Annotated in this window: 13 protein-coding genes; 8 read left to right on the top strand and 5 right to left on the bottom strand. The window is 71.6% G+C overall.

Going from position 1 to position 22185, the window contains the following annotated elements:
* Positions 1-128: 128 nt before the first annotated feature.
* Complete coding sequence (locus J2S66_RS00955) at positions 129-1523, top strand: glycoside hydrolase family 10 protein (protein WP_310302484.1); 1395 nt, start codon at positions 129-131, stop codon at positions 1521-1523.
* Between the two features lie 142 nt (positions 1524-1665).
* Here J2S66_RS00955 and J2S66_RS00950 read toward each other — a convergent pair whose 3' ends face one another.
* On the bottom strand, positions 1666-2799 hold the full coding sequence (locus J2S66_RS00950) for an acyltransferase family protein (RefSeq protein ID WP_310302481.1): 1134 nt from the start codon (positions 2797-2799) through the stop codon (positions 1666-1668).
* A 60-nt stretch (positions 2800-2859) separates the two neighbouring features.
* Here J2S66_RS00950 and J2S66_RS00945 point away from each other — a divergent pair, with 60 nt between their 5' ends.
* From J2S66_RS00945 to J2S66_RS00935, 3 genes are all read left to right on the top strand, one after another.
* Entirely contained in the window at positions 2860-3054 is a 195-nt protein-coding gene (locus J2S66_RS00945; RefSeq protein ID WP_310302478.1) for a hypothetical protein, read from the top strand.
* A 74-nt stretch (positions 3055-3128) separates the two neighbouring features.
* The gene (locus J2S66_RS00940) at positions 3129-4391 is read left to right on the top strand and encodes a sensor histidine kinase (RefSeq protein ID WP_310302475.1); all 1263 of its coding nucleotides are present in this window, start codon (positions 3129-3131) and stop codon (positions 4389-4391) included.
* Positions 4376-5029 carry a response regulator transcription factor gene (locus J2S66_RS00935; protein ID WP_310302472.1) on the top strand — a complete coding sequence of 218 codons (654 nt, stop codon included), beginning with the start codon at positions 4376-4378 and terminating at the stop codon, positions 5027-5029. The genes J2S66_RS00940 and J2S66_RS00935 overlap by 16 nt, the downstream gene beginning before the upstream one ends.
* 402 nt (positions 5030-5431) lie before the next feature.
* Here the strand turns inward: J2S66_RS00935 and J2S66_RS00930 are convergent, their stop codons facing one another.
* Both J2S66_RS00930 and J2S66_RS00925 read right to left on the bottom strand, forming a co-directional pair.
* Positions 5432-5875: a hypothetical protein gene (locus J2S66_RS00930; RefSeq protein WP_310302469.1), complete on the bottom strand. Its 444-nt coding sequence runs from the start codon at positions 5873-5875 to the stop codon at positions 5432-5434.
* 545 nt (positions 5876-6420) lie between these two features.
* Positions 6421-7641 (bottom strand): MFS transporter, encoded by a 1221-nt coding sequence (locus J2S66_RS00925; protein ID WP_310302466.1) that lies wholly within the window; start codon positions 7639-7641, stop codon positions 6421-6423.
* Between the two features lie 226 nt (positions 7642-7867).
* On the opposite strand from J2S66_RS00925, the gene J2S66_RS00920 reads away from it, so the two are divergent.
* Complete coding sequence (locus J2S66_RS00920) at positions 7868-8959, top strand: S-(hydroxymethyl)mycothiol dehydrogenase (RefSeq protein WP_310302464.1); 1092 nt, start codon at positions 7868-7870, stop codon at positions 8957-8959.
* Positions 8960-9249: 290 nt separating this feature from the next.
* Here J2S66_RS00920 and J2S66_RS00915 read toward each other — a convergent pair whose 3' ends face one another.
* A complete protein-coding gene (locus J2S66_RS00915; protein ID WP_310302461.1) occupies positions 9250-10533 on the bottom strand; it encodes a S1 RNA-binding domain-containing protein in 1284 nt (427 codons plus the stop codon).
* Positions 10534-10733: 200 nt separating this feature from the next.
* Between J2S66_RS00915 and J2S66_RS00910 the strand changes: the two genes are divergently transcribed.
* Genes J2S66_RS00910 through J2S66_RS00900 form a run of 3 tightly spaced genes read left to right on the top strand, consistent with a single transcriptional unit; the run spans position 10734 to position 20528 of the window.
* On the top strand, positions 10734-14438 hold the full coding sequence (locus J2S66_RS00910; protein ID WP_310302458.1) for an AAA domain-containing protein: 3705 nt from the start codon (positions 10734-10736) through the stop codon (positions 14436-14438).
* Positions 14435-17920 carry a hypothetical protein gene (locus J2S66_RS00905; RefSeq protein ID WP_310302456.1) on the top strand — a complete coding sequence of 1162 codons (3486 nt, stop codon included), beginning with the start codon at positions 14435-14437 and terminating at the stop codon, positions 17918-17920. The genes J2S66_RS00910 and J2S66_RS00905 overlap by 4 nt, the downstream gene beginning before the upstream one ends.
* Entirely contained in the window at positions 17913-20528 is a 2616-nt protein-coding gene (locus J2S66_RS00900; RefSeq protein WP_310302452.1) for an ATP-binding protein, read from the top strand. Before J2S66_RS00905 ends, J2S66_RS00900 begins: the two co-directional genes overlap by 8 nt.
* Here the strand turns inward: J2S66_RS00900 and J2S66_RS00895 are convergent.
* Entirely contained in the window at positions 20476-21708 is a 1233-nt protein-coding gene (locus tag J2S66_RS00895; RefSeq protein ID WP_310302450.1) for an AfsR/SARP family transcriptional regulator, read from the bottom strand. The two genes, J2S66_RS00900 and J2S66_RS00895, sit on opposite strands and share 53 nt — an antisense overlap.
* Between the last annotated feature and the right edge of the window lie 477 nt (positions 21709-22185).

The raw sequence follows: 22185 nt of genomic DNA, 5'->3' as shown, positions 1-22185 counted from the left end.
AGTGGGGACGAGGCGATCAGAGGCGCGGGCACCGTCGGAAAGACCAGCCCATCAGCCCCCGGTCGACGCACGTCCGACCGGGGACACCCGTGCGTCCGATTCCGACACCGATGTCAGGAGAAGGCACAATGCCAGCACCAGCAGGCCGCGCACGTCGCGTCCTCGCCGCGACGACGGTCGCCGTCATGGGCACGCTCGCCGTCGGCATGGCGGTCGCCGCGCCGTCCTCGGCGGACGCCGGCCCCACCCTCGGACAGCTCGCCGCCGCCCAGGGCCGCTACTTCGGCTCCGCCACCGACAACCCGACCCTGGACAACGCCCCCTACACCGCCGTGCTGGGCAGCGAGTTCAACCAGATCACCGTCGGCAACACCCAGAAGTGGATGTACACCGAACCCAACCGCGGGCAGTTCGACTACACCCAGGCCGACAAGATCGTCGCATTCGCCCAAGCCCACGACCAGATCGTGCGCGGGCACACCCTCGTGTGGCACAACCAGCTCCCCGGCTGGATCGACACCGTGCCCGCCGGTGAACTGCTCGGCGTGATGCGCGACCACGTCGCCAACGTCGCCGGCCACTACCAGGGCGAGGTCGTGCACTGGGACGTGGTCAACGAGGCGTTCGAGGAGGACGGCACGCGCCGCCAGTCGGTGTTCCAGCAGAAGATCGGCGACAGCTACATCGCCGAGGCCTTCAAGGCCGCCCGCGCCGCCGACCCCGACGCCAAGCTCTACTACAACGACTACAACATCGAGGGCATCGGCGCCAAGAGCGATGCCGTCTACAACCTCGTGAAGTCGTTCAAGCAACAGGGCATCCCCATCGACGGCGTCGGCCTCCAAGCCCACCTCATCCTCGGCCAGGTGCCCAGCACCCTCCGGCAGAACATCCAGCGCTTCGCCGACCTCGGCGTGGACGTCGCCATCACCGAGCTCGACATCCGCATGCGGACCCCGCGCGACGCGACCAAGGACGCCCAGCAGGCCGCCGACTACCGCACCGTCACCAACGCCTGCCTGGCCGTGGCCCGCTGCGTCGGCATCACGGTGTGGGACTTCTCCGACGGCTACTCCTGGATCCCCTCGGTGTTCCCCGGCGAGGGCGCGGCCCTGATCTACGACGAGAACTTCGCCAAGAAGCCCTCCTACTGGGCTGTGCACGAAGCCCTCGGCGGCACCACGACCACCACCACTACGACCACGACCGGCAACACCGGCAGCGGCTGCACCGCGACCTACCGGGTGACCGGCCAGTGGCACGGCGGCTACCAGGCCGAGGTCACCGTCCGCAACACCGGCGCCACCGCCACCAGCGGCTGGACGGTCAGGTGGACCTTCGCCCAGGGGCAGACCGTGCGCAGCCTGTGGAACGGCGTGCTGACCGCCGACGGCCAGGAGATGACCGTGCGCAACGCCCCCTACAACGGCAGGATCACCGTCGACGGCACCACCGCGTTCGGCTTCATCGGCGCCCACACCGGCACCAACGACACTCCCACCGTCACCTGCGCCACGGCCTGACGAAGGATCGCGGCGGGCGGGATGCGGCGCACCTCCCGCCCGCCGGGTCGAGGTGGTGGACACCGACCACGCGGCCCGTGGTCGAGCACCCTTCCGCTCCACCGGCGGCGATCACTTCACGAGCGGCACACCCCGGAGCCACCTACACCACCGCCCGCACGGCGGGCACACGGCGCAGAGCGCCTGAGATCGCCCAGCTCGCGACGGCGGCGAGCGCCAGGGTCAGCAGGAAGTTCGGCACGGGTGCCGTGTCGAGTGGTCGCAGCACCGCCACGACTCCGACGATGACCGGCGCGTGCACGAGGTAGACGGCGAAGGCGTTGTCGGCGAGGTAGCGGCTGAAGCGCGACGTACCGGCGACGTGACGCTCGAACCCGCGGAGCAGGATCAGGACGACGCCGATCGCGAACAGCGATTCCCACAGGGCCAGAGCCAGGTGGGCGGGGTCGTGACCGGCCAGGGCACCGGACACCCCGAAGCCCCGGTAGCCGCCCAGCGCCAACGGCACGAACGACACCACCACGAGGAGCGCGCCGAACCGGCCCGACCTCCGCGGAAGCGACTCGAACCAGCGGCGGCGGTACGCCGCGACGCCGACGGCGAAGAGCAGCACGTACTGCGGCACGTAGGCGGGGCTCGGCAGTCCGAGCACCGGCTCACCGGTGCCGAGGGGGACGAGGATCCGCCACGCGTAGGTGGCGACGGCGAGGACGAGCGTGAAGGCGAGCAGGTCCCGCCGCCGCAACGGTCGTGACCGCACCGGCGCCGCGGTCGCGCGCAGGTGCCGTGACAACGCGTACGCGAGCGAGAAGATCAGCAGCACTTCGAGGAACCAGGCGGGCCCCACCTCCCAGGTGGTGAGGTAGTGGACCGCGAAAGAGGGCCGGGTCGCGGCCGGCAGGTCGAGGTAGGTCGGCAGGATGAAGAACGGGCGCAGCAGCACGACGAACCCGAGGAAGGGAATCCCGAGCCGCTTCAGGCGCTCGACCGCGAACCCGCCCGGTCCCCTCCGGTCGACCGCGCCGGGTGCGAAATACCCGGACAACAAGAAGAAGAAGCCCATGAAGAACGTCTGGTTGGCTATGAGCAGCAGGTCCAACGGCCACGCCCCGGACGACGGATCAGGCTGTTGCCGGTTGGGCCAGGCGTCGAGGTTGCTGTAGGGAACCGCGGAGTGGTGCACGACCACCAGGAGCGTCAGGAAGACGCGGAGGTTGTCGATGTGGAAGATGCGTGCCGGGCGCGTGGTGCGGCCGACGTCGAGTCGTGGTCTCACCGGGCAGCACGTCCCGTCGGCCCGACCCGGGCGGACCGGAACCGCGACGAGCATCCCGGAATGGCCGGGGCGACGGCCGTGACGAATTCCATCGGATTCGCCACTGCGCTGTCGCCGCTGAAGGAGAAGTTGCCGAAAACCATTCAATCCTTCTTCGCTCGTGCTCACGTGTCGTTTCGACGAGGCTATGCGGCCCGCAACGCCGCTGAAATGCGTCTGACCCCCGACGTGGAGTGGGGCTGGACCCACTCTTGAGCACGGCGGTTGCACGCGGCCGCGCCAACCGAGAACATGCGGGCATGTCCCGTGCCGGCAGCGGAATCACCCCCGTGGCGCGATCCCTCGCCGAGGGGTTCACGCGTTCGCTGGCACTCGTCGCGCTGACCGCGTCCGCGCCGGTCGCCTGGGGCGTCGCGGGCCTGGTCCTCGCCCGCCTGTTCGACAGCGTGCCCGCCGCTCTCGCCTGCGTGTTCCCGCTGGTCGTCCTGCACCTGGTGCTGCTCGCCCGTCCGGTGTGCGCCGCCACGAGGCACGCGGTCACCCGCTGGACCGGCGTCGACCTCCCCGCCGCGTACCGACCACTCGTCCCGGTGACCCGAATGGCGACGGGCCACTGGTGGAACGGGTACGACTACCAGCCCTACCGGTGGATCTCGGTGTGCCACCGGTGGCTCTTCAGGCGAACGCTGGACCCCGCGGCGTGGCGGGACATGCTCTGGGTGCTGATCGGCCCGGTCACCGTCGGCGCCGTGTCGGCGACGCCACTGGTGCTGATCACGGCAGGGGCCCTCGGCCTCGCGGAGCCCGGGCTGCTCCCGCCGACGCCGGAGCCGCTCGTGGTGACCGCCGCGTCGGCGGCGGTCGGCGCCGGGATCGCCCTGCTGCCCGTGGCCTGGCGGGTCGCCGGGCCGGTGGCGCGACACCTCCTCGGGCCGCCCGCGGTCGCACTGCTCGGCGCCAGGATCGCGACCCTGGTCCAGGGACGGGCCGACCTGACGCGTGCGCAGGAGGCCGAGCTGCACCGGATCGAGCGCAACCTCCACGACGGCGCCCAGGCGCGGCTCGTCGCCATCGGCCTCTCGCTCGGTGCCGCCGAACGGCTGGTCGACACCGACCCGACCAGGACCAAGGTGTTGTTGCGGCAGGCTCGCGAGACCTCCCTGGCGGCGCTCCGGGAACTCCGCGAGCTCGTGCACGGCATCGTCCCACCGGTGCTCCTGGAGCGCGGTCTCGTCGACGCGGTCCGGGCGCTCGCCGTCGACGCGCCGATCCGGACCGCGGTGCGCTCCACCCTCGACCACCGGCTGGAGACTCCGGTCGAGTCCGCGCTGTACTTCGCGACCGCGGAACTCGTCACCAACGCCGTCAAGCACTCGGGGGGATCGGCCATCGAGATCACCGTCGACCGCACGCGCACGGGTGTCGCCGTCACCGTCTCGGACGACGGACGGGGTGGAGCCGACCGCCGTGCCGGGTCCGGTCTGGCCGGTGTCGGGAGCCGGCTCGGCGCCTTCGGCGGCACCCTGCACGTCGACAGCCCCGCCGGCGGGCCCACGCGCGTCACCGTGGAGGTGCCGTGCGGATCGTCGTAGCGGAGGACCTGTACCTGTTGCGGGACGGGCTGGTCCGGCTGCTCGAAGCCTACGGCCACGAGGTGGTGGCCGCCGTCGGGGACAAGGAGGCGACGTTGCGCGCCCTGGCCGAGCACCGGCCGGACGTGGCCGTCATCGACGTCAGGATGCCCCCCACCTACACCGACGACGGCCTCCAGGCAGCGCTGGAGGCACGGCGCGCGCGGCCGGGCCTGTCCGTGCTCGTGCTGTCCCAGCACATCGAGCAGCTCTACGCGCGCGAACTCCTCGCCGACGGCAGGGGCGGCGTCGGCTACCTCCTGAAGGACCGGGTCTTCGAAGCCGAGCAGTTCATCGAGGCAGTGGAACGCGTCGGCGCCGGCGGCACCTCCCTCGACCCGGCGGTCGTCGCGAAGATCCTGAACGCGGGCTCCACCTCGCCGCTGGACGGGCTCACCGGCCGTGAACGCGAGATCATCGCGCTGATGGCCGAAGGCCTGTCGAACTCGGCCATCGGCCAACGCCTGTTCCTGAGCGAGGGGTCGATCAGCAAGTACACCACCTCGATCTTCACGAAGCTCGGCATCACCTCGGACGACAACAGCAACCGCCGCGTCCTCGCCGTGCTGACCTTCCTCGGTGCCGCCGGGGCCGGTTGAGCGCACCCGCGCCGGGACTGCCCGCGGATCACCCGGTGGCGCGGCTCCCCGAGCCGATCCAGTCCAGCTCGGCCAGGTCGTCACCGCAGAGCGAGGGGTCGGAACCGGTGTCGGCTCGCTTCCCCCGGACCGCACCGTCGGTGCGGGCGACGCGGCCGGGGGCGTGCTCTCGTCGACCCGCGGCGCGTTCGAGGTTCGCAACCGCGCCGCCATCAGCCGGGCGCGCAGCAGGCGGACCCGCGCCGGACCACCGCCGAGCGCCTTCGGTTCGGTGGCGGCGCGGTCGGGGTCCTGCTCCGGCAGCAGCGTGGTGAAGTCCTCGCGCAACGCCGGGTTGCCGGAGTCGGCCTCACACCTCGCGCGCGACCACCTCGACGAAGCCGTCACCCGGGTCGGCACGGCTCACCGCCCGGTTCCTCCGACCCAGCTCTTGAGCAGACCCAGGTTCGCCAACGGGATGTAGTGACCGAGCCGCGGGTGGTCCAGCGTCACACCGAAGACGCCGGTCTGGCCGAACGAGGCGACGTAGTCGACCGCAGCCGGCATCGGCACGCTGAACAACGGCGCCGAGCCACTCCGCGGGTCGACCAGTCCGAGGGTGCGGGCGGCCTCGTTCGCCCGTGCGACGCTGCTGTAGAGGCAGATCATCGGCCCCTGCCCGGCGGCCACGGCATAGGGACGGGGTCGGTCGGCCGAGCCCCGCGCGATGAAGAACCAGTGCTCCAACGCGGTCACCTGCCGCCACAGCGCGACCTGCGCCGTCGTGTCTCCCGCGGGCGCTGCTCTGACCGCCGCATCGAGGCGGTCCAGCTCGGCGACCACCTCGGGCTCGTTGTCCCCGGTCATTCCGGCTCCCTCTCGTCTGCCCGGCTGCCACGACCCCGAACGCACGCACCACCCGGTCCGAGGCCGGGACGGGCACGCCGTCGCCCGTGACGGCGGGGTCGTCGGTGCGAAGCCGGACAGGGTCGTCGGTCGACAACCGACCTCGACCTCGCGACCGGCAAACTATCCGGGTGGCGAACGGGCCGCATCGGTCGTTCACACCACACCCACCCGAGCCGCTCGTCGGAACCGTCGGGTGAGAAGTCGCCGACCGGCTGCTCGTCATCGACGGAGCCCACCCGCGGACGGTGCTCGACCAGCACATCGCCCACCGCGACCGCGGGCCGACGCGGCGGCTGCCCGGCAGCGACGACCGGGAGGAGATCACGTCCCCGACGGGCCGTCCGGCCCGACCGCGCGGTTGTCCGACACCGCCACCCGCCGCTGTTCGGCTCGTTCGGCGACGGCGTGGGCGCGTTGCTCGCAACGGGGAGCAGGACGGCACGCCGGTCCGCATCCGCTTCCCGCGGCACCGCTCAGGGCGGCACCGCTCAGGGCGGCACCGCTCAGGCAGGCGCTCTGTTCGGATCGGGTTGCATCGCCACCAGGACGATCGCGCCGAGGGTGAGCGCCACGCTGACGAGGATCACCGGCAGGTAGCCGTGCGCGGCGTCGGCGAGGACGGCGCCGAGCTGGCTGCTGGCCGCGACGGCGACCATGTGCAGCGCCCACAGCACGCCGATCGCGGTGCCCTTGCGGCCGCGCGGCAGGATCTTCGCGATCCACATCGTGGTGGCGACCACCGTGATCAGGTAGCTGGCGCCGAACAGCGCGCCGAACACCAGCACGGTGAACTCGGCGGCGAAGAACGGCGCGATCATCATCGCCGTGGCCCGCAGCGCGTAGCCACCGATCAGCGTCGCCCGGATCAGGCCCTTGTCGCACAACCGACCCGCCACGAGCGAGCCGACGATCTCCAGCCCACCCAGCAGCACGAACGCCACCGAGCTGGTCACCGGCGCCACGCCGTGGTCGTGCATGTGCGGGAAGAGGTGGACGTCGATGAACGCCATCGTGGTGCCGCACGCGACGAACGGCAGGATCAGGCCGCGCACCCGCTTGTCCGCGAACGCGATCCGGATGCCCGCCCAGAAGCCGTGCTCGGCGGGCGCGGGCGGGGCGGAGTTGCGGTTGGAGTAGCGCACCAGCAGCAACGACAGCGGCAGCATCACCACCAGGAACACCACGCCGACGCCCAGCAGGATCTGCCGCCACGACGTGACCGCGCCCAGGAACGTCCACAGCGGCACCAGCACCATGAAGCCGACCGCCGCGCCGTTGGTCAGCACCGCGTACAGGAAGCCGGCGTTGCGGCCCTGGAACAGCTGGTCGGCCAGCACGCCCAGCGGCACGAACGACAGCATCGTGCAGCCGATCGCGCCGAGGATGCCGTAGGTCGGGACGAACACCCGGATGTCGGTGGCCAGCGCGCAGACCACGAGCACCACGCCGGTGATGCCCGCGCCGATCGCCAGCACCGGCACCGCGCCGATCCGGTCGGCCAGGTGCCCCACCGCGGACGAGGCGAGCGCCGTCACGACGGCGAACAGCGTCGTGCCGATCGCGAGCGTGCCGCGGCTGACGTCGAAGTCGCCCGCGATCGGCAGGAACAGCACCTGCACGGTGGACTTCATCGACGAGCCCGCCATGGAGATGACGAAGCTGACGGTCGTGGCGAACACCGCGAACGCGGTGATGCCGGACGCGACCTTGGGCAGGGTGCTCATTTTTCTCCAGATCCGCCTCGCGGCGCAGTCCCCCAGGACTCGTTCATGCTGCCACGCACCCCTGGCTGGGAGAACACCGCTGTTCCCAATGGCTGTTGCCCCGAAAGCACCAACGCGGCGATCCTCCGACAGGGCGGCCGGCACGGGCCCATAGGAATTCCCGATAGCGGCTACCGGTGGCCTATCCTGTGGCCGCCCGAAACCGGTCGACGCGGAGGCCCGGACCATGTCCAAGATCGTCAAGGCGGTTCTCGCCCTGCGCCGGGGCGAGCCGGTCGCACTCCGCGAGATCGTCGTGCCCGACCCCGGCCCCGGCGAGGCCACGGTCCGGGTGCTGGCGTCCGGTGTCTGCCACACAGACCTGCACTACCGCGACGGCGTGATCGGCGACGCCTTCCCGTACCTGCTGGGGCACGAGGCGTCCGGCATCGTGGAACAGGTCGGCGCCGGCGTGGACAACGTCGCACCCGGCGACTTCGTGGTGCTGAACTGGCGCGCCGTCTGCGGCCGCTGCCGAGCGTGCCGCCGCGGCCGCGCCGAGTCCTGTGTGGACGACTACACGGCGAGCACGCCGATGACGCTCACCGACGGCACGCCGTTGCAGCCCGCGCTGGGCATCGGCGCGTTCGCGGAGCTGACCCTGGTGCACGCGGGCCAGTGCACACCGGTGTCCCCGAAGGCCGACCCGGCCGTCGTCGCGCTGCTGGGGTGCGGCGTCATGTCCGGCCTGGGGGCGGCGATGAACACCGGCGGCGTGGCGACGGGCGACACCGTGGCCGTCATCGGGGTGGGCGGTGTGGGGTGCGCGGCCGTCGCGGGCGCCAAACTGGCCGGCGCCACCACGATCATCGCGGTGGACCTGGACGAGCGGAAGCTGGGCCACGCGCGGGCGCTGGGCGCGACGGACGTGATCGACGCCGTTCGCACACCGGACGTCGTCACCGCGATCCGCGACCTGACCGACGGCCTCGGCGCGGACGTGGTGATCGACGCCGCGGGCACGCCCGAGACGTGGAAGCAGGCGTTCTACGCCCGGGCGCTCGGCGGCACGTTCGTCCTGGTCGCCCGCCCGGACTCGTCGATGAGACTGGAGATGCCGCTGCTGGACACGTTCCTGCGCAACGGCACCTACCGCACGAGTTGGTACGGCGACTGCCTCCCGTCCCGCGACTTCGACCCGTTGGTCGGCCTGCACCTGCAGGGCCGGCTGCCACTGGACCACTTCGTCACCGAACGCATCGGCCTGACCGATGTGGAGGGGGCGTTCACCTCGATGCGCGCCGGTGACGTGCTGCGCAGCGTGGTGGTCTTCACCTGAACGCCGGGTCGGCACCCGGGGCGTCGTCCGGGCTCCCCCGCTGATCCGCCTCACCGCAGCGGGATCGACAGCTCCACGTACCCGGTTCCCACGTGCTCGCGAGGCATGCGTCCCGATGGTCCTCGACCAGTCGGGTCACGCGGCAGCGCGGTGGTCCGGTCCCGGTCCTCGGGGCGTGAAACCCGAATCGGACGCTTGGGCACACCGCCCCCCTTGCGCAGCTCGGTGACAACGCCGGGGTACCCGGAGGACCGAGTGGTCCTCCGGGTACCCCGGTTCCGGCCGACGACTCAGACCGTGATCGGCTCGTCCACGTCGGCCTCGTTCTCGTCCAGCTCCCGGACGGTGATCCGGTCCCGGGTCACGTCGATCGTATCGATCTCGACGTCAAGGACGTCGCCGATCTCGACCTCGCCCGCGTTGAGGTCCGTGCGGGTGCCCTCGGTCATCGCCGTGCAGTGCAGCATCACCGGGCGGGTGCGGCCGGAGAGGCGGAGCAGGACGTAGCCGCCCTTGCCTTCCGGCAGCGCCTTGGTGACCTCGCCTTCCAGCCGCTGCCCCTTGGTGAACCCGCTGTTCTCCTCGGACGTGCGCTGGACGGGTACGAACCGGCCCTTCGCCTTCGACGGGGCGACCGGCCCCAGCGGCTGCAATGCGATCAGCCGCTTGTCCTTGTCCATGCGCGTGACCATCACCTCGACCTCGTCGCCGATCCCCCACTGTCTGCCCGCGAGGACCGAGTTGTGGACCAGGCCGGAGATCCCGTGGTCGAGCAGGACGAACGCGCCGAGCTTCTCCGAGCGGCGCTGCACCACGCCGGTGAACCTGCGCCCCACCGGGAACTCGGCACCGAGTTGGTGCCACGGGTTGGGCGTACCGGACAGGAGCGTGTACTTCACGCCACCCGCGATGTCGACTTCGAACGCGCCGCTGAGCGGGTCGCCGACGGAGAACAGGCGGGCCATGTCCGGCACGATCCGCTGGTAATCCACGTCGGCGTTGCCGAGCACGCCGCGCCGTCCGTCGAGCGCCTCGACCACCACGAAGTCCTTGGTGACGGTGACGACCCGGGCCTGGACCGGGTCGGTGCCGCCCGAGGCCATCGGCAGCAGCGCCATCTCGACGCTGCGCTCCGCGCGGATGGAGGTGAGCTGGTTGGCCAGGGCGAGCTTCATCTCGTCGATCGCCAGGTAGTGGTCGCTGTACTTGATGACGCGCACCCGACCGCGGATGTCGGTCGGGATGTCGTCCTCGTCCTGGGTCAGGTAGATCATCCGCTTGCCGATCATCGCGGCCATCATGAACTCCATGGCCACGTTGGCGTTGCGGCCGGTGAAGTCGACGATCACCACCTCGGCCTGCTCGATGCCGCGGTAGACGGCGCCCATGATGGTCTGCGGCCCGTAGATCGAGTCCGCGCGCACCGGCGTCATCCCCGCCAGGGTGATCACCGGCGCCAGGGCGTTGCGGTGGAACTCGTCGTGGTCGAAGCCGTTCTTCACGCCGTACGGGCTCGCCACGAACGCGTTGCCGTCGATCGTGCGCTCACGCCGGGTGAAGTCGAGGTCGCTCATTGTCGTTCCCTTCGGACGGGGCTCGCTGCCGGAACCCGCTGGGAACGATGTTCGTCCGGTCGACCTGAGACTTCATTGGACGTCCGGCTGAGTTCCACGACAACACCCGCACGCGCACTCAGCGCGGACTCAGTCGGCCATTCAGGTACCTCTCCATTCGGCCGTCTCCTTTTTCCCGGGCGACCGGTACGCTCGCGTGGGTGATCGCGTCGGACTCAACGCCGCACGGTTCGGACCCCGCCGGGATGGCGGTCGCGCTGGTCGGGCACTTCCTGTGCGACGAGGCCACCGCGGAGTTCGGCCCGTACTTCCCGGACGGCGACGAACCCCTCGTCGCCGAACCGCTGCTGCCGGACCGGCACTACCGGCTCCAACTGCTCGACGCCACCGAACAGCTCGTTGACGTGCAGGTTTTCCTGGGCATCGGGGAGTTGGGCGGCCTGATGTGGGAGCAGGACATCCGCGCGCTGCTGCGGATCTCCGGGTCGGCCCACCCTGCCCTGCCCGAGGTGTTCGACGGCGGTTATCGCTCCGCGGAGCAGACCGTGGCGATCGGCGTCGAATCAGGGGGCATGGCATTCGTGGTCACCCGCGGTGCCCGCAGAAGTGCGGGTCCGGCAGATGTTACGTATTTCGGGTCACAAAAAGAGCACGCTGTCCGCAAGTTCAGGTCATTGGCCGACGGGCTCGCCACGCTACACGGTCTCGGAATGACCCACCGCAGCCTCGGCCCGACCGCGATCGACGTTTACCGGGGACCCGAGTACCGATTCGCGCGGTTCGAGCTGAGCGCACTCGTGACGGACTTGTTCCGGCAGCAGACCTTCGACTCGGTGGTCGACCAGGGCAAGCTCCGCGAGCTGTACATCACGCACAGTCGCGGCACCATGGCCTACGCGCCGCCCGAGCGCCTCGCCTTCGTCCTGGCCGACGACGACGCGAATTTGGTGGAGGACGAGAGCGTCGACGTGTACGGCCTGGCCGCGATCATGTGGGAGTGGTTCCTCGGTGAGTTCCCGGACGACCAGCGACCGCCGGAGATCGTCGGACCGCCCACCCCTCGGGAGGCCGCCGAGCTGGGCGCGGCCTACCGGCGTTTCCGGGACTACCTGCGCACGAGGTTGCGGGAGGACGACGAGGTCCCGCCGGAACTGGCCACGATCCTCGGCCGCATGCTGTCCGAGCACCCCGCGGACCGCCCCTCCGCGGCGGAGGTGGTGACGCTGCTGACCGCCGGGTACGACCGGATCATGTCGGCGTGGAGCGGGGGCGCGGACACCAGGCCGCACACCGTCCTCTTCATGCCCAGGCAGTCCGCGTCCACGATCTACCAGTGGGGCTGGATCAGCCAGCACCCCTCCACGTCCAAGGGCGCCGAGCAGCTGGTCGACTTCATCACCGACGACCTGCACCGGGCCCAGATGGCCCACTCGCCCCACGGCGCCGACTCGTTCGTCGGCGGCGGCGAGCGCGAGGCCAAGCGCGCGGCGACGATCGTGCTCAGGGGCGAGCAGGCCGTCTGGTTCTGCGAGTTCTACCGGTTCGAGGACGAGTACGGGAACGCGACCGAGAAGACCGACAACGCGCTCGTGATCAAGTACGTCGCCAAGCGCTCGCTGCCGTGGGTCGAGGAGAAGATCCGCAAGCTGAACTGGGGCGATTCCCGCGCGGTGCCACCGGTGCGGCTGGAGTCGACCCTGACCGACCAGGAGGTCCTGCGCCGTCGGGTGCGCAGCCGGCCGTCCTGGCGGCGGTTGACCGAGTCGCTGCGTCCCAGCGTCGAGCGATCCGAGGAGGACCTCACCTACCAGCGGGCGATCGACTGGCTCATCGACTACCAGGAGGTGGAGCTCAAGGCCCGGACCTACCCGTACGAGGTCGTCTCGCGGGAGGTGGAGGCGGGCGAGGTCCTGGTCCGCTACGACGGTGAGCGGGACCAGAAGCGGATCGTCTCGTCCCCGCTGTTCGTCAAGTACGCGGCGTCCCCGTACCTGCGCGACGAGTTCGGCTCGTTCTTCGAGGCGTTGCAGAACGACGACGGCGGCGCGGGCGCCGACCTGCTCCGTGACGAGAACGGCAGGCCCAAGGGTGTCGCGGGCACGACCGACGTGCTGCGCAGGGAAGGGCCCGACCGCGTCGTGCTGCGCTGGGACCGCCGCACCCCCGTCCCGGACAGGGGCTGGTTGCGCCCCACCGACGACCGGGGCGCCATGGCGGCGCTGGACCGGCAGCGCGACGCGCGCTACGAGCTGTTCGACTTCGCGACGTTGCGCGGCCAGATCCGCGATCCGCACACGATCCGCACCCTGGAGCACCACTGGGCCGCGGCCGGTGAAGGACTGCTCGGGGACGGGCCGAAGGCGGTGCGCGAGATCCTCGTCTGCGAGCCGTTCATGGCGCTCCAGGGACCGCCCGGGACGGGCAAGACCACGGTCACCGCCGCCGCGATCGCCGCGTACCTGCGCAGGTCGCCGACCGCGCGGCTGCTCGTGTCGGCCCAGTCGAACTTCGCGCTCGACAACCTCGCGGACCGGGTGCTCGCCGCGATCGGGGCGCTGGACCACAAGGGCCGCCCGGTGGACGCCGCCGACGTGGCGTCGGGCCTGATGCCGCTGCGCGTCACGTCACGCGGCCCGGACGCCGAGGAGCGGGTCGCCCCGAGCGTGCGCCCCTGGATGCGGCACGCCTCGGCGGACCGACTGGCCAAGGGCGTGCACCGGCACGTCACCCGGGTCCTGGACGACCCGACCGTCCCCCTGTCCGCCGAACTCGCCGACGTGCTCACCGAGTGGCGCGACTTGGTCGGTGCGGAGGGCGAATCGGTGCTCCTCGAACTGTCCGACCACGTCCACCGCAGCGCGAACGTGGTCTTCGCCACCTGCGCCACCTCGACGCCCGAACTGCTCTCGCCGACGGCCGACGCGGTGTTCGACTGGGTGGTGGTGGAAGAGGCGGCCAAGGCCTGGCCGACGGAACTGGCCATCCCGCTGGTGCGCGGCAGGCGGTGGACACTGGTGGGCGACCAGTTCCAGCTCCCCGCGCACCGCCGCCACGACGTCGCGCGGTTCCTCCGGGCCTGTGTCGACGACCCGCACCAGGAGATGGCGGCCCTCGGCGTCGACCTCGACCGGTACCTGGAGGTCTTCGACCTGTTCGGCTCGCTGTTCGAGCAGGCGGGCGCGTCGGGTTCCCGGCAGCCCCCTCCCCTGCTGCGGATGGGCACCCAGTTCCGGATGCGTGAGCCGATCGCCGAAGTCGTCAGCCGGGTGTTCTACCCGGCCGAGGAGCAGGAGCTGCCGTCGCCCGACGGGCTCCCGGTGGGCGGCCTGGCCACGCACACCGCGTCGCAGCCGCCACCGATCCGGTTCCACCGCCCCGGTGTGCTCGACGGCGAGTCGCTGGTCTGGCTCGACACCGCCGGCATCCCCGACTGCAAGGACGAGCCGCACTGGTCCAACCCCGGCGAGGTCGCCGTGGTACACGGGCTCCTGGACCGGCTGCAACCGTTCCCGCGCAGGCTGGAGGACGGTTTCGGCGAGCAGCCGATCGCCGTGCTCACCCCCTACCGGGAACAGGTCAGGCTGCTGCGCAGCAGCAGCCTGATCCGCGACCACGTGAGCACCATCCACGGTTTCCAGGGCCGGGAGGCCGACATGGTGATCGTCTCGCTGGTCCGGGACACCCTCCGCCCCGGCCGCACGCTGCACCAACTCGGCCACCTGGCCCAGCGGGAACTGGTGAACGTGCTGTTCTCCCGGGCGCGGCGACAGCTGGTGGTGGTCGGCAACTTCGAGCACTTCTCGTCCATCAGCGGTGCGGGCGGGCTGTGGCAGCAGGTCTGCGCGGCGGTGCGGCTGTACGGCAAGGTGGTCCCGGCCACCGAGGTCACGGGTGGTGGGCGGTGAGCAACGCCGAGCGCGTCACCATCTACATCCCGTGCGACGTGGTCGCGATCCGGGTCAGGCTGGGGTTCGCCGACACGCTCACACCGACCGAGAAGATCATCTTGAAAGCGGTCCACGCGGGCGCGGCGACCCTCGGCGAGCTCGCCGCCATGCTCGGGCTGCCGCAGCGGATGCTCGTGGACTTCGCCCAGGACCTGTGGAAAGCCGGGTACCTGATGGTGATCCGCTCGAAAGCGGGCGTGCGGGTCTCGGCGGAGGTCGAGCGCCACATCGAAGCCGGGACGCTGGACAAGCTGGCGAGCGCGGAGGTGGTCGACACCACCAGGAACCTCATGGTGGACAAGCTGACCAACGAGATCCGCCCGGTCACCGGGCCGAAGACGCCCGTCCAGCGCCGGTTCGCGGTCCCGGTGGAGAACAGCCCGACGCGCCTGGCCGACCTGACGACCGCGGACCTCCTCGCCGCGATGGAGCGGGACCTGGCCCACGAGGCGCGGCGGCGGAAGCGCGTGGACGGCTCGGGGAACAGGGAACAGACCGGGTTCGCCCGTGAGCAGCGGGTGATCAGCGCCCACCTCTCCCCGGCCGGTCTGGAGTCGGTCGGACGGCGATGGCTGCCGGTCGAGGTTCGACCCGCCATCGACCCGATGGACGAGGCGCTCACCGTGACCGTGGTCGACGCCGCGTTCTCCCAGGCCCAGCGGGCCGCGATCGAGGAGCAGCTCGGCCGGCTGGTGGCGGCGCGTCCGCAGGACGACTTCTTCCGCGCCCTGCGCGGGCAGGCGCCGCCCGGCCTGGCGGAGGCGCCGAGCCTGGCGGAGGCGGCGGCGCGGCTGCGCGAGCAGGCCGTGGCCGCCGCCACCATCCCGGCCGGCCAACGCCGGAACTGGCACCTCTCGCTGCTCGACCTGGATCGGCGGCTCGACGCGCAGCTCAACGAGCTCGCCGGCCGGGAGGTCACCGCCACCGCGGTGGTCGGCGACCGGCACACCGACGCCCTGGTGGAACTCATCGGCAAGGCGCGCGCGCAGCTGGTGATCACAGCGCCGTGGATCAGCTACGACGGGCTGTCCGCCGTCCTGCCGGCGTTGCGCCTCGCCCTCCAACGCGGCGTGGACGTCTTCCTGCTGTGGGGCATCAGCCACGACCAGGTGCTCGAAGGGCGGGTCTCCGGCCTGCTGTACGACACGACCCTGCGCAGCGCGAGCGGGCCGTCCGTCGGGAGGCTGCACGTGCCCGGCACGGCATCACACAACCGCGTCCTGTCCGCCTCGGGCGACGACACGATCGCCGGCTCCTCGCGCACCCACGCCAAGGTCGCCGTCGCCGACGCGGACCTCGCGCTGATCACCAGCTGGAACATGCTGAACAGACCGGACGCCTCGCAGGAGGTCGGCGTCCTGCTCGCGGATGCGCGCGGCGGTCCGTCCCGTGCGGTGCGGGACGTCCTGCGGTGGGCGCGGTCGATCGTGCCGGACTACCGGACCAGTGGCCTGGTGCTCGTCACCGAGCAGGACTTCGCCCTGCGGGAGGGCACGTCGCGACCGCAGCGCGACCGACCGGCCCGGCGGTCCGGGCTCCCGGAGGTCCACCGGCGGGTGCCGCCATCCGAACCCGACGACGGCGAGGGCCAGGCCTCGGCCAACGCGGCGAAGGGCTGGAGCAAGGCGTGGGTGGACCACGCGGACCGCCTCGCCGCCGAGGTGGCCGCCCGCACCACCGCCGACGCGCGGATCGTGGTCGACGGCACGCACCGGGACCTGCTCAAGCAGGCGGTCCGCAGCGCGACGTTCCGGCTGGCCATCACCTCGGACCAGCTCAGCGACCAGGTCGTGGACGACCGGTTCGTGGCCGCGCTCCGGGCCACGCTGGAACGCGGTGTCGAGGTCGCGGTGCGGTACGCGCGCCCCCACCGGGACGACGTCCGGGCGCCCGACTCGAACGGCTCGCCCGCTCCGCCACCACCCACCCGGGCCGAGTCGGCGCTGGCCGTGCTGCGCGCCGACTTCCCGGGCCTGTGCACCGTCGAACGCGTCAAGCTGCACGCCAAGGTGCTGCTGTGGGACGACGAAGTCGTGGTGGGCAGCTTCAACTTCCTGTCGTTCGAGGGCTTCTTCACCTCCGGTCCCACGCACCGGCGGCGGTCTGAGGTGAGCGCCCGGATCACCAGCCGGGCGCTCACGGACGAGCTGGCCGCGGTGATCGGCCTGGTCCGCCCCCGGCCCGCCCGGACGGAACTGCCGCCGGCGCCGGCGGCCCAGGGCGCCTACCTGACCGTGCAGCTGATCCTGAACGACGTCGCGGCGGGGGTGGAGCACGCGACCGCGGTGGCCAAGCACCTCGTGCCGGTCACGGACCCCTGGCCGGTCCTGGAACGGCTGGCCGAGGATGCCGACCGCGGCCTGTTGCGGGTCGCGGCGGCAACCTGCCTGTCCCTCGACGGGGCGGCGGCCACGCGGTCCGGTCGAACGCGCTGGGTCCGCTGGCTCGTGGAAGACCTATGGTCGGACGGCCGCTACGTCGAGGCGCTGGTGCTGCGCCGCCTGGTGGACGACGAGACCGCGCGCCCCCGACTCGCCCTGGCCGCGCTCGCGGCGGCGCGGGGCGGGGCGGTCTACCCGAAGGCACTGCACAACGCCCTGTCCCTCTTGGACGACTCGACCGGCGGCACGCCGCAGCACCGGGTGGCCGAGGCGGCGGTGCTGCTGGCCGCCGCCGTGGAGCAGGTGCTGTGGAGCGGTGGCGTCGACGCGCGGGACAACCTGGAACTGGTCCTGTCCGAGGTCGTGGACGACGCGTCAGGCGACGAGCTGGGCATCCGGCCGTGGAAGGAGCTCGGGGAGGCGGTCCACCGGTACGCCGTCGACTCGTACGCGATCCCGGTGCCGATCGAGGCGATCAGGCTGGAACTGGCCCGCCGGCAGGACTTCGACACCCGGGACCGGGCGTGGGCCCGACTGCGCACCACGCTCGACCGAGCCGAGCACACCCACTTCGAGAACACCGCCAGCCTCCGCACCCACCTGCACCTGTTCAACGGCGCGGACGGTGTGTTCACCCGGCTCAAGGACGTGGTGGCCGAACGGCGCACCGCCTCGCTGTCGCTGTGGGTCGCCGATCCCGCGTTGCGCGACGTCGGTGCGCTCATCGACGCGGCGGCGGCGGTCGCGGCACCCGGTGTCGAACCGATGTACGGCACCTACCGCAAGCGGTACACCAAGCTGCTGGAGAGCGTGATCAGGGAAGCGCGGGCGGTCGTGGTGGGGCTGGCGGACTTCGCCGACGACGGTGGTCCCGACATCGAGACGGCCCGCCTGCTGGAGGTGGCGCGCCCGCTGGCCGAGGCGGTGGCCCGGGGCCGCGCCGACCTGGTCGCGCAGGCGGACAACTCGGCCGAGGTGGAGGCCGGGTTCCTGGTCACCGTCGCAGAGTCCTTCGACGAGCTGGCCGCGTGGGCGGAGAAGGAGGCCGGCCGTGTCTGACGACCTGCTGTTGGACGTGCTCGCCGAGTGGCCGCAGCGCTGGCGCTACCCGGCGCTGGCCAACGACGCGGCGGCCGGGGTGCTGGACGTGGACGCCGCCACCCGGTACGTACTCGGGGGCCTGGCCCGGCCGCGCACGCCCGGTGAGAGCCTCGGGGACCTGGTCGGCGAAGGGCGCTTCGAGCAGGCCGAGATCCTGCTCATCGAGTTGCTCGACGTCGAGTCGCCCCAGGACGACGCCGCCTGGCTGAGCGCCGCGGAGTGGTCGGCCGCTGAAAGGGACCTGGCCCAGGCCAGGGACGCTGCCGTGGCGGAGGTGTCCCGCGCGTGGTCGGTCCTGGCGGTCCGGGCCAGGTCGGTCGACGTGGGGCTGCCCGCGGAAGCCGTCGTGCTCGACCTGGCGCGGCGGTCCCTGCCGGAGGCCCGTGACCTCGTCGCGTGGCACCGCGGGGAAGTCACGACCGCTGAAGACGACCTGGGCGAGCAGATCGGGACCAGGCTCGTCGACGCGCTGGCGGGCGCCGGCCGTGAGCCCGCCGTCCGGTCGTGGGAGAAGGCGGTGCGGGACTGCCTGCGGGCGGGCGAGTTCCGGGTGGCGGACCGCCTGGTGTCCGACGGCCCGCACGGCACCGCGGAGGCGGGTCCCCGGGCGGTGCCCCGGCCGCCGCTGACCTGGCCGTGGCCCAACCACCCGGTGCCGGAGGTGCTGGGCTGGTACGGCGACCCGTGGGCCATGCCGGGGCCGGACTTCGCCCGGTTCCGCGTCGAACCGGCCGAGGATGCTCGCGCGTTCGAGCTGATCGGGCACATCGCCCGGATCACCGAGAGCCCGGACGCGCTGTCGGTGCGCGACTTCGCCACGTCCCTCGCCGCGGTGCTGGGCGAGACGGTCGCGCTGGAGGTGGAGGAAGTCGACGGCAAGGCAGGTTTCCGGACCACGCTGTTCGGGCTCTCCGACCCCAGGCTGCCGAACCTGCCGATGCTGGGCTCACGCGGTGTGGCGCTCTGGGTCGGCGACGAGCGGGCCGGCGCCGACGGTTCGCCGCCGGAGAGCGTCGAGCCGGTCATCTGGTTCCGGCCCGTCCTGGTCGCGCCCCCGGACGGCAGGCCGGAGATCACCACCCTGGACATCGCGACGCTGCTGCGGGTGATCGCGCCGGACGGCAGGCCGGTGGTGGCGCTGCCGGCCGAGCGGCGGATCAACCTGCTCCGGCTGCTGGTGCCGCGCCTCGCGCCGTCGGTCGTTCTCGGGCACGTGCCCACCGCGCTGGGGCGCGGTGCGTCGCCGCGCGACTCGTTGGCGTGGTTGTTCGACCTGTTCGGGTTGCTGCCCGATGGCCCGGTGCTCGACTCGTTGCTGCACGACAGCGACGAGCACCCCATCGTGCTCGGGCGGCTGCTCGCGGCCGTGCTGCGGCACCGCCCCCGGGACGGCCGCGTCGGCCTGGACGAGCTGGCGGTCGCCCGCACCGCCGAAGTCCGGTCGGACGCCCGGTCCCGCGTCCTCGACGCGCTCGCCGACCAGCCAGCGGCCAAGGCCGTGCTCATGCTGGTGCTGTGGCGGTTCGACGGTGACGAGCGCGTCCACGTCGACCAGTTGGTGGACGGCGGCGGGACGGCAGAGCTGCCGCCGGACACCACGTCGTGGCTGCGTGACCGGCTCCCGGTGGACAAGGCGCTGGACACGCTCGCCGCGCACGGGTTGGTGCGCCCGCTCGGGGACGGCGCGTTCGCGCTGCCCGGTCCGGGGGTGCGCGACCTGCTGCGCGGCGTCAACGGGCCGCATGGGCTGCGCGACGACCTGGTCGCCGCGTTGGACGAGGCCGCCGAGCGGCTCAGGCAGGCCAGGCTGGCCAACTCCGCCCTGATCGCCGAACGGGTCATCCGGCTCATCGGCCACCGGGTGGACAACGACGTCATCGCCATGGTCGGCTTCCTCGACCGCGCCCACGCGGCGACCACCGACCCCGATGTGGCGGCGTTGATCGGCAGCGCGATCGAGCGCGTGGGCACGTTCGGCGGCGGGACCTACGTGGCTGCCTACGAATCGGCGCTGGCCCAGCCCGAGGCGGTGGAGGTGCACGACCTCGTTCGCACGGTCATCGGCGACGTCGAGTGGCACCTGTCCCCCGGCACGAGGCTCGCCGACGTCTCGGAGGACAGCGTGTCGGTAATGGTATGGACCAACCGTTACATCATGCAGGAGAACCTGCGGAACCTGGTGCTCAACGCGTCACGCGCGCTCGGCGACCGGACGTCTTCCGCCGGTGGACTGGTGGCCGTCGACATCCGCCGACCGGCCGCGGGCGACCCGGACGTCCCCGCGGGCATGCGCTCGCCGTGCGTGGTCGTCGAGGTCAACGACAACGGGCCGGGGTTCCGGCCGGAACAGCTGGTGCTCTACCGCGGAATCGTCGAGCAGGGTGCCGCGGCGCGCGTTCCCGGGTCGGGCGCCCGGCACGGGATCGGCATTCGGCAGGCCGTGGCCTGGCTCGCCGACTACGACGGCCGACTGGACCTGCCGGACAGGTCGGCCCGGTTCGGCGGCGGCTGCGTCAGAATCTGGCTCCCGGTCTACCAGGACCCCAGTTCCGGTGGAACCTCATGACCTCCGCCTGCACCGCGTCCACGTCCAGCGCCCCGGAACGCAACTTGAGGCGCAACGCCTCCGCCTCCCGACCGCACTTCTCCACGCTGTCGTGCCGCGTGCCGCGCCCACCGGTGAACAACGAGTCGCTCTTCACGTGGTACTCGTCGCAGTCGATCCACAGGGTCAGCCGGTTCACCCGGCTGCGGTCGTTCGCGGCGACCAACTCCCGGGCGGCGTGCAGCAAGTCCCGACCGTTGAGCCGGCCCGCCGAGTTCTTCTGCACGATGTCGACCAGCCGGTATTTGACCCGCATGTCGCCCTGGTCGTGGTAGCGGGGTGGCACGGCCACGCTCATCAGGGCCACCGGGATCTCGGTGTGCTTGCGGAGGTGTTCGGCGATCACGGTGGTGCCGTAGCCGTCGGAGAGGTCGTCGGTGAGGTGGAGGTCGACCAGGGCGCCGTCCACGGCAAGGTTGTCGCAAACGTCGTTCCACTCCGCCAACGAGCCCACCGGAAGGACGTCGAACTCGGAGTCCAGGACGGCCCTGATGTCGGCCATGATCTGGTCCTCCACGACCAGCAGCCGGGGTCTGAGCCGGCTGCGCCGAGACGCCGTCGAACGCACGGCCGCGAGCTCGGGCAGCGCCGGGAACAGCGACGCGAAGCGCACGGCCTCGACCGACGCGTTCAACTCGGGGTGGCGCAGGAGGCGGTCGATCAGCTCGGCGCGAGCTCCGACGACCCGTTCCCACGGGCCACGCAGTCGACTGCCCCACTCGATCGCCGGGTCATCGCGCCACAGCCGCATCAACCCGTCCAGCTCGGCGATCCCGGCTTCGGCGGACAGTGCGGCGACACCGCGGACGAACACCTCCGCGTCGATCGACTCGACCGACTCCGGGACGAGCAGGTAGTGGTTCCGCCCCTGCCGCGGTTCCCGATGGATCGCGATCCCGCACTTGTTGCGGAGGTCGGAGATGCGGCGGTGGAGCGCTTCGTCGGTGACGCCGGCCCCCGGCAGCAGGTACACGAGTTCGTCCTTGGTGATTCCGTGTTCCCCGCTGAGCGCGACCAGCGCGAGCACCTGGGCTCGTGCCTTGGTGAACTCCGGAACCGGCACGCCGCCCCGGTCCGCTGCCACCGCTCCGAGCAGTCGGATCGCGACCGGGGGGTCCTTGTCGACAGCGCGTGACAGCACCGAGCCAGGATAGCCACTGCCTGACACGAACGGCTGCGTCCGTCCAGATGACGGCACCCGGAACGATTATTGCGGACGACTTGGTTTCCGTGTGCGGGTTGGGTACGCGGCTCGTTCGTCGGCATGCCGAGGGCTCCTGCGGCAGGGTTCCGTCCGACTCCGCGACGGGGCCCGCATTCGCGCTTCACGCAGTCCCGCTGTGCCGCCGCGCACGTCTCCCGACTCAGCGGCCGCGCGAGCAGTACCGGTATCGGCTGTCAGGCGGGCGCGACGACGGTGGAGTCGTTCGACACCGCCCGGCCCTTGCGGTCGGTACGGCGTGTTCGACCGGGTTGCGAATGTCCCGGAAACCGAACACCGATTTCACGTCACGAGGGCGAGGCCTTGACGACAGCCGGCGCGGAGCCCATGCGGGGTGCGGTGGTCGAGTGGCGAATGCGTTCCCTTGCCAGGAGGGCGAATTCATCACCCCGATTC

The organism is Saccharothrix longispora, assembly GCF_031455225.1.
Taxonomy (GTDB): Bacteria; Actinomycetota; Actinomycetes; order Mycobacteriales; family Pseudonocardiaceae; genus Actinosynnema; species Actinosynnema longispora.
This window is presented reverse-complemented; position numbering and strand designations above follow the sequence as displayed.